General features: G+C 47.0%; 8 protein-coding genes. 1 reads left to right on the forward strand and 7 read right to left on the reverse strand.

Annotation, left to right across the window (positions count from 1 at the left end; all coding sequences use genetic code 11):
* Nucleotides 1-122 precede the first annotated feature (122 nt).
* The 6 genes from ACTUJY_RS16860 to rpsF form a co-directional block, all read right to left on the reverse strand.
* Nucleotides 123-527, reverse strand: coding sequence for a secondary thiamine-phosphate synthase enzyme YjbQ (locus tag ACTUJY_RS16860; protein ID WP_463617291.1), 405 nt, complete (start codon nucleotides 525-527; stop codon nucleotides 123-125).
* Nucleotides 520-1605 carry an alanine racemase gene (gene alr, locus ACTUJY_RS16865; RefSeq protein ID WP_463617292.1) on the reverse strand — a complete coding sequence of 362 codons (1086 nt, stop codon included), beginning with the start codon at nucleotides 1603-1605 and terminating at the stop codon, nucleotides 520-522. The genes ACTUJY_RS16860 and alr overlap by 8 nt, the downstream gene beginning before the upstream one ends.
* The gene (gene dnaB / locus ACTUJY_RS16870) at nucleotides 1605-2981 is read right to left on the reverse strand and encodes a replicative DNA helicase (protein ID WP_463617293.1); all 1377 of its coding nucleotides are present in this window, start codon (nucleotides 2979-2981) and stop codon (nucleotides 1605-1607) included. The genes alr and dnaB overlap by 1 nt, the downstream gene beginning before the upstream one ends.
* A 373-nt stretch (nucleotides 2982-3354) precedes the next feature.
* Nucleotides 3355-3807 (reverse strand): 50S ribosomal protein L9, encoded by a 453-nt coding sequence (gene rplI, locus ACTUJY_RS16875; RefSeq protein WP_463617294.1) that lies wholly within the window; start codon nucleotides 3805-3807, stop codon nucleotides 3355-3357.
* 66 nt (nucleotides 3808-3873) lie between these two features.
* Nucleotides 3874-4101: a 30S ribosomal protein S18 gene (gene rpsR / locus ACTUJY_RS16880; protein WP_463617295.1), complete on the reverse strand. Its 228-nt coding sequence runs from the start codon at nucleotides 4099-4101 to the stop codon at nucleotides 3874-3876.
* Between the two features lie 16 nt (nucleotides 4102-4117).
* Nucleotides 4118-4519 carry a 30S ribosomal protein S6 gene (gene rpsF / locus ACTUJY_RS16885; RefSeq protein ID WP_463617296.1) on the reverse strand — a complete coding sequence of 134 codons (402 nt, stop codon included), beginning with the start codon at nucleotides 4517-4519 and terminating at the stop codon, nucleotides 4118-4120.
* 236 nt (nucleotides 4520-4755) lie between these two features.
* On the opposite strand from rpsF, the gene ACTUJY_RS16890 reads away from it, so the two are divergent.
* Complete coding sequence (locus ACTUJY_RS16890) at nucleotides 4756-5181, forward strand: hypothetical protein (protein WP_463617297.1); 426 nt, start codon at nucleotides 4756-4758, stop codon at nucleotides 5179-5181.
* Here ACTUJY_RS16890 and ACTUJY_RS16895 read toward each other — a convergent pair.
* The gene (locus ACTUJY_RS16895) at nucleotides 5157-9266 is read right to left on the reverse strand and encodes a hypothetical protein (protein WP_463617298.1); all 4110 of its coding nucleotides are present in this window, start codon (nucleotides 9264-9266) and stop codon (nucleotides 5157-5159) included. The genes ACTUJY_RS16890 and ACTUJY_RS16895 overlap by 25 nt on opposite strands.
* Nucleotides 9267-9404 lie beyond the last annotated feature (138 nt).

Genomic DNA, 9404 nt, shown 5'->3' on the forward strand with positions numbered 1-9404 from the left:
TTGAACGCGAGCTTGTCAAAAAGGATAGTCCGTTAAAAAAGGTAATTAATGGAAGGGGCAGAAACTTAAGCACGACTTGCAAGTCGTATGAGGTGCGCTATTTCGAATGTAATCGATTCACTTTATGCCATATGAAGTGCGACTTCGCGCGCCCCACCGTTATGACGGTGCTCCCATAAATAAACACCTTGCCAAGTTCCCAACAGCAACTTTCCTTCCATGACGGGAATAGACAGCGAAGTTGCCGTTAGCGCCGCTTTGATATGAGCGGGCATGTCGTCGGCACCTTCGAAAATATGGGTATATAGTGGATCATTCTCTGGCACCAAACGGTTTAGCCAGTTTTCTAAATCTTGCCGTGCGGAAGGATCCGCGTTTTCCTGGATCAGCAAGCTGCACGAAGTATGACGCACGAATAAGCTGCACAACCCCTGTTCAAGGCCCGATTGCGCCAATATTTGCTCCACTTGAGAAGTGAACTCATACAGTCCTTGACCTCGAGTAGTCACTTTTAGGATCTTAACCATCAGCTCCACCTCGCCATTCAAATTTTACTCGCGAAGTAACACCGCACAACAACGTATAGGAAATGGTATCAGCAAATTGCGCCACCTGTTCTACTGGCAACTCTGGGCCCCACAATACAACCCGATCATCGACTTTATCGGTTGCATCGGGTCCCAGATCGATTGCGATCATATCCATGGATACTCGGCCCGCTATTGGGCAAGTACGTCCATTAATCCACACTGGAGTACCATTAACTGCATGGCGTGGGTAACCATCACCGTAACCGATTGCTACGATGGCAAGTCGCGTATCGCTACCGGCCTCCCAGTTAGCACCGTAACCAACGGTTTGTCCTTTGCTTATGGCCTTTACGGCAATCACTCTCGATTCCAATGTCATCGCCGGCCGCAAATGATGTTCTTGCCCGGTATGACCTATTAATGGCGAACTGCCGTAAAGCATGACACCCGGTCGTATCCATTCAAAGTGCGCTTCTGGCCAAGCCAGAACTGCTGCGGAGTTAGAAGCTGAGCGCTCGCCAATAAGATTGTTAATTAAACGTCGAAACAGGCGCAACTGCTCCCTGGTTTTTGTGTTACCGGTATCGTCGGCACAGGCAAAGTGCGTCATCAGCCGAACTTCCGCGACCTGTGGCATATCGACTAACTGCTGATAGGCATCGAGAAAATACTCACTGCAAAACCCCAGACGATTCATTTCGGAGTCGTGTTTCAACCAGACCACCAGCGGTTCTGCAAAGGTCACTTTTTTAAGCAGCTCAATTTGGTGTTGATGGTGAATAACGGTTTGCAGCGAGTGTTTTTCGATTAACCTGAGTTCGTTGGCTTCAAAAAAGCCTTCCAGCAGTACAATGGGCTGCTCGATGCCACCTTCACGTAACTGGATTGCCTCTTCAATACAGGCGACGGCAAACGCATCAGCTTCATCCAATGCACGCGCGACCGGTACGATACCGTGGCCGTAAGCATCGGCCTTAACCACGGCCATTACCCGACTGGCGGGTGCCATTTGTTTAATCAGTTTGAAATTGTGCTGGATGGCATCAAGATGAATAATCGCCTTGGTAGGACGCATCAGTATCCTTCGTCATCGTAATGTCGGGCCAGATTAGCAAAGCGGTTGTAATGTCCCTGGAACGCCAAATGAACGGTTCCAATCGGGCCGTTACGCTGTTTACCGATGATGACTTCGGCCTGACCTTTTGCTTCGGTTTCTTTATTGTAGACTTCGTCGCGGTAAACAAACATGATGATATCAGCATCCTGCTCTATCGCTCCAGATTCACGCAAGTCAGACATCACAGGTCGACGATCAGCCCGTTGTTCTAACGAGCGGTTAAGCTGTGATAACGCGATGACGGGCACTTTTAACTCCTTCGCTAAAGACTTTAACGAGCGCGAAATTTCGGAGATTTCCAAAGTACGGTTATCAGACAAACCTGGCACTTGCATTAGCTGCAAATAGTCCACAACGATCAACCCAATGTCACCATGCTCACGGGCAATGCGACGTGACCGTGAACGCACTTCCGACGGCGATAATCCGGGTGAGTCATCAATAAACATTTTGCAGTTATTTTTAAGAATGTTGGTCGCCACCATCAGGTTGTCCCAGTCTTTATCGTCCAGATGACCGGTTCGCAAGCGCGTCGCATCAACGCCGCCAATGGACGCGAAAGAACGCATCAGCAGCTGATTCGCCGGCATCTCCATACTGAACACCAACACCGGTTTACCACTGTGGATGGATGCATGTTCGGCAATGTTCATTGAAAAGGTGGTTTTACCCATCGCTGGACGGCCAGCAACTATCAAAAGATCGGTTTTTTGTAAGCCGTTAGTCATCTTATCCAGATCACTGAACCCCGTAGAAAGTCCAGTAATCCCGCCTTTAGAATCAACGGCGTATTGAATCCGATCTAAGGTTTCTTGCAAAAAGGTCGATGCGATTTTTAACCCTGCATCATTGCTTTCACGTTGTTCGGCAATTTTAAAAACTTTAGCTTCGGCGTGATCCAGTAATTCGTCAGGTTTTCGACCTTTTGGAAAGTAGGCTGAATCGGCAATTTCATTCGATACAGAAATAAGCTCTCTGAGTACCGCACGTTCACGCACAATTTGCGCATAGGCTTCAATATTGGCCGCACTGGGCGTGTTTTTAGCGAGCTCACCCAAATAAGCCAGACCACCGACATTATCCGACTCCCCTTCACGCTCCAGAAATTCATGTAACGTGATCACATCCATCGGCTGGTTATTTTCTGCCAAATAATAAACCGCTCGGAAAATGGCTCGATGTTCTTTCGTGTAAAAGTCATCGGCAACCAACTTATCGCTGACTTTTTCCCAAGCATCGTTATCGAGCATCAGCCCACCGAGCACCGATTGTTCGGCTTCTATCGAGTGCGGGGGAACCTTCAATTGTGCGGTGACAGGATCTCTTTCGGCCATGATTTACTGCTTTTTAACCTGTTATTAAACGGTTACCTTTTTCTAAGGGTACTTTAATTAACCTCACCCGAGAAAAATACCAATGACGGACAAATCGATAAATGTTTTATGTTTGGTTAAATCAAAGAAGTTTAATTCGCCATCGCCTGCCGGATTACTTCACTGGCGGCAAAAATAAAACGTTTATCGACTTAATATTTCGATTTTTCGTTTCCCGAACAGAAGTTGGTTCATCTCTCGTACTTATTTCTGCGGAAATCAGAATGACACATTGTATCGAAAAAGAGGCTTCTCGAAAGCTTAAAAATTTAAACAAATAAAAAAGGGACTGGCTTACACCAATCCCTTTTTTGTAACCATCTGATTTCTAAGCTTAAGCTTGCTCAGGAACCACGTTGACAGTCACAGTAGCCGTCACATCAGTGTGCAATTGCAATTCAAGTGGGTACTCACCCGTATTGCGAATCACACCATTTGGCATGCGAACTTCTGCTTTAGCGACTTCAACGCCAGCAGCCGTAATGGCATCAGCAACATCGCGAGTACCAATAGAGCCGAACAATTTACCTTCGTCACCAGCATTGGCAGCGATGGTTACCGTTAAGCTATTCAGCTTCTCAGCACGCGCTTCAGCAGTAGCCAATAATTCAGCAGCCTGCTTTTCCAGCTCAGCACGACGCGCTTCAAACTGTTCAACATTCGATTTGGTAGCAGGTACCGCTTTACCGTGCGGAACCAAGTAGTTACGGCCGTAACCGTTGGCTACCGATACTTGGTCACCCAGATCACCCAGGTTACGGATTTTTTCCAACAGAATGACTTGCATCAGTCTTTCCTCTTATTAAATCTGACAACGAAGACTTACAAAAGGTAAGTCGCTCAAACGCTCTGACTACTTATGCGAATCGCTGTAAGGCAGCAGAGCCAAGAAACGGGCGCGTTTTACCGCACGAGCCAGCTGACGCTGATACTTGGAACTGGTTCCAGTAATACGGCTGGGTACGATTTTGCCGGTTTCAGTAATGTAGCTTTTTAGAGTTGCCAAATCTTTAAAATCTATTTCAGCGATATTTTCTGCAGTGAAACGGCAGAACTTACGACGACGAGAAAAACGAGACATATTCTATTCCTCCGGATTATTCTGCGGCTTCAGTAGCAGCTTCTTTTTTCTTTTCAGAAGCTTCGGGCTTTTCTTTGGCAGGAGCAGCAGCTTCTTTGCTGTCTTCTTTTGCCAGAGGTGAAGCTTCAGTAATGGCTTTTTTGCGGCGGATAGTCATGTGACGCAATACCGCATCGTTGAAACGGAAGATGTTCTCGATCTCTTCTACTGCAGAGAACTCACACTCAAGATTCATTAAGACATAGTGTGCTTTATGAACATTTTCGATTGCATAAGCCAGTTGACGACGGCCCCAGTCTTCAAGACGGTGAACCTGACCACCAGCTTCTTTTACGATGTTGGTGTATCGCTCGATCATCGCGGGAACTTGGTCGCTTTGATCAGGGTGCACCATGAATACGATTTCGTAGTGATTCATTTAAATCTCCTTTTGGATTCCAGCCATTCTCTCAGTCGGTCGGGCGACCACCGGGCAATGACAAGGAGTTAACCAAATTGTAAACACTATCCGATTACTTAAAAGCACTGGGCTCAAGTAAGCCCGGATAAAATGAGCGCGGAATTATACGCACCCACTGCGCAATTGACAACCAAAAACAGTTAATGCCGACACTATCTTTGCTAAACTTAACCTTATAAGCAGAGGGATAAGCAGTGGGCTATACCATTTATTTTAACGAACTTACGTCCTGCATCGAAGTTATTCACGTCGGCCAACTGACCGCCGCCGAGCTAACCCGCTCGGTTCCAGAAATTCACGGTTTGTGCATAGAGTCCCAGTGCTGGTCTATCATTTCCGACATTCGCCAAACCGAGTACCAGCTAAATAACAGCGAAGAATTTGCGGTTGCGCAACATTTGACCGAAGTTTTTCCGGCTCAGTCTCGAATCATCGTTATCCACCAGGAAATGCAAATCCCGATAGAAAATGTACGGCTGCTGGAACAAACCGCGGCCTTGCATTATGTGATGTTACGGTTTACCACCGACGAAGATGAGTGCCGGCGTTTACTTCAACAACCATTTCCGGAGTTCATTCCTCGCGCCGACACCGATCAAGAAGATTTATTCTCAGGCTGATCATTGAGCGTTTGGCTTTGAGTACTTTGATTCTGTATGACCTTCGTCTTGGTGCGCCAGAACCCCTGATGATTCAGGCATTCCCAACCCCATCGTACCCAATTGACTAAAGCAAACGCCAACCACAGCGCCCAAGCTAACATCGCAAGTTGATAAACCCACATCGGCAACGAAAACACATTGATAACGGGTGATTCGTTTATTGATGCATCGAGATACCACTTCAAAACGTGCTGGTTTGATTGATTTCCAACAATGCCCATGTCCGGTTCACTGAGTAAACTAAGCGGTACACTGACAACCAGCGTAAGTAATACGATTACTGAAAAAACCGACAGTATTACCTGTAAAAAATGAAACAGAACGTCTGACTGACGGCTGATATAATTTCGGTGCAGCTGTAATGCAACAAACCAAATCGTCAAAAATACCAGTAACCACCAACTTTGCGTACTTAACCCCAAACCCAGTAGCAACCAGTGCAAAGGAGACACTGGCAATATTCGAGTACGCCATACCAGAAATGCCAAGATTAAAAAGGCCAGCAACTCACCCCAATAAATAATGGCAGGACCGATTACCGGACCGTCTGCCCAGATCACCCATCGATCTCGCGGTATCTGCCACTCAATAGACAAGTTGCTGATCGGTGCATTCAGATTGACGACAGGCAAACTGGAAGAAAACGCCATCGACTCCGGTTCTTTCCAGTCAAGTTTAATAACATGGCTGCCTGGTGCAGTGGTGTAATTGATCACGCCGTCCTGTATTTGAAGGTATTCTTTACGACCGTCAATTTCCGCGTTCAGTTGCTGACCGTTGCCGACATGAATGACGTTTTGACCGCCTCTGCTGCTACGGTAATGAGTTTCCAGTTCAATACGACGTTGCGAGTCACCGGGATAAACCCGCAAATGCAGGTTGTCAAAACTCTGGCTAAAACCTTTTACCGCTTGCGGCGACTCAATGGCGACCGTCAGCGACTCACCGCTTCGAGGCAAATAGCGAAAAGACCACATTTGGGCTTCTTGATTTTCTGGCCACACCTCAGGAACGCCATCCAACTGTATCCGCCATTGATGGGATGCATTAAATCGCCACTCTTCAACAAAATGCTGAGTAGACTGCGCAGTAATTGCAAGTGGCGACTGTTTTTCGAGCATCGACTCCCATCGAATAGTGTGAACACCGGCAGGTAACTGCACGTCTAACTGACTGCCTTTTGCTTCAAATCCGGGGCTGGTTACCCGCTCATAAGACAACAGGGGTACTTGCAAATTGATATCACCTTGCAATGGGGCAATCCGTTGCACATGCGTTGTCAATCGCCAGTCCGTATCAATCCAGATTTCTCTTATCAACTTGACCATAGGCTTGATGGCCAGCGCTTTTTGTTGACTTAACTGCGGATCTTGCTGTTCTGGATCACGCATCAATGCCATGGCTTGTGCCTTACGAGTAAAACTGATTTCGCCAGCGCGCAAACTGCCGTTATAGACACCTTCCAATTGCCAAATATCGGTAAGGTTTTGAATGTTATGAGGCTGTTCCGAAAACGCGATATTGAAACTGGTCGCTCCTGACAATACACCTTGCAACTGCACAATTTGTCGACCTTTCGGAACCGTCATCCATTGGTGCCCCCGATGGTATGCCAACCAACTGTACGGACGACCGTTCAGTCGAATATTTTTAATGATCCAGTGGGTTGAATGTGGCAATTGAAACGCTGCTGTATCCATTACGTCCACTTGCATTTCAAGCACCAAAGACTCGCGTTGTGCCTGCCCTTCGCTGATAATACGCAATCCGGAAATGGTTACGCATTCCGGGTGGCACTCTGGTGGCTGGTGCAACCATTGTTGCAATTCTTTTAACACCTGCGAATCTGGAACTTCAGCTTCAACATCGGTACTAAAAAGCGGTGTCAGCGTTAACAGCGCCAAGGTTCCCAAATACTTTTTCATATTGGCAATGCGCAACCTGTGACCCGTGATTTTCTGGATCACCAAAAGTGCAACCGACAAAATTCCAAACAACATCAACAACCGCCACAAAGTCATCACCGATGGTGTCGCAATCCAGAGCCGCACTTGCTGCTGCTCAACAACCGGAGAGCGCCAGGTGAGTTGGTAACGGTTCCACTGCCAAGCGGGGCGACCCGTGCCCGTTTGGATCACCATATCTTTGCCATATCGATTCAGCACTTGCTGCTGCCGCATGCGACTGCCAGTAATCATCATTTTTTGCTCCGCGGGAGCAGCAAGCTCTTCTCGCACAGCTTCTAGTGATGCAGGCTTTCTTGCTTTCGCAACATCGTGTAGCGCGGACGCTTCAGATACCGGATACCGCACCGGTGAATAGTGCTCCAATTGCGGATGGATAATGACCCTCACTTGATGGATCAAAAACAATCCGAAAAAAATCACAAATAAAATCGCAGACCCCCAAAAATAAATGCTGCGCGTTTTCAGCCACCAGTTTTTCTTGTCTGGCATGGCGCGGTAAACCACATAAGCCAATAACAAATTGGACAAAGAAGCCACCGGAGCCTGAGCTTCATGAAACATCAACACCAGTGCAATAAAGCCAGTCGAAGCCAGCGACCAACCACCGTATCGATAAGCGATCACCGTCAATAACATAACCCAGAATAAATCCCACAAGTCCCACTGATTCAGCCAACTGTTACTTTGCTCGGCACCTTGTGCCAAAACCAACCGGTGTGCTGGTGGTAAATTGATATCCCACTCAACTTGTTCAAACGTCTGTAACCAACCGGTAATGGGCAATTGCGATTGCTTGCTGATTTCACCCCCTCCGGTTAACGTTAACCCCGGTGAGCGCACCTCTACTCCAGTTTGTTGCTCCTGCAACGTGGTAATTAAAAGCGGCTCGTTATTTTCACTCGCGTATTGAAGTTGAAAAGGTGCGCTCATATCGAGCCGCCAGTTTTTGCGCATTTCACCCTGAACACTGTCTTCAAACCGCCACTTTTCGCCAGAAAAATCGAGCCATAATTTGCGCGACAAAGACATTCGATTTGAAGCGTCGTCCGGTATGCCACGAATCTTTTCGTTGATGACTCCTTGCTCTTGAGGTGCGAATAAAAAACTGGGATAACTTTTCCATTCGGTGGGTACGTTCGCCGACTCCGGATCGATGACAGAAAGTTGTTCCAACATCGCTACTCGTATTTCCGGATTATTTCTGAAGCTCCAAACCTCTTGTTGCGGCCAAACCGGTTGGCTCGGGGTGAAGGTAAGTTCCTGCAACTCTGAAGGTGCATAAGAAGACAGGATCAATTGCCAATTACCAGGCTTTACTTGGACAATCAGTTCCCGGTTAGTATTTAAAAAAGCAGGTAAAGGGCTTTGAACGACCACAGGCTCAAACCCGGCCAGCAACGCCTGACCCAAATTAATTTCACGCACACGCCCGGCAACATTCAAGGTCAATCGAGTTTCCATCATTAATGGATGGTGATCGATTAACAGCCGATATACCCGTAAGTCGAGTTCATCCGCAACGGTTGCTTGACTGCTTTTTTCACCGAGCAACACTCGCCCCGATTCACGTTTTGGAAAATCTACGGGTTTGCCATTCAAATTCAAATTCATACTGGCAATCAAATCCGGAATGGCAAGACTCTGAGGTTGAGAATCCCACTTCCAATAACCAATAATTTTTGCCGTGCCTTTTTCAATCCAGACGAATGGTTGATGTTGTCGGTTTTGCACTAAAGTTGTTTGACCATTCACTTGAACCGCTAAAGGCCAAGCCTGGTTATCACCGGGAAGTGGCACCCATCCACTTTTAAAAACCTTCCAATTTTGTTCAAACTGACCGCGCGTTCGGCTGACTTCCAACTCCAGTACACCCGGCCAGGCACAAATGCGGTCCTTCTCATCAAGCACTTTTCCACCTTCAACCATGGGGCAATCGAGAAAATCAAGGTGTTTGTTCACCCAAGGGATCCAGGGTTTGAGCTCCGCAGGGACCGCCTTGTCTCGACTTGCCGAATAAGTAGATACCGTGACGATAATTATCGCGAATCCTATCAAACATTTTGATATCCACTTCATTGGCTTGCTCCTGGTAAAAGTTCTAAGTTCTAAGTTCTAAGTTCTAAGTTCTAAGTTCTAAGTTCTAAGTTCTAAGTTCTAAGTTCTAAGTTCTAAGTTCTAAGTTCTAAGTTCTAAGTTCTAAGTTCTAAGTTCTAA

It is taken from the genome of Pleionea sp. WD8-19, from assembly GCF_055326765.1.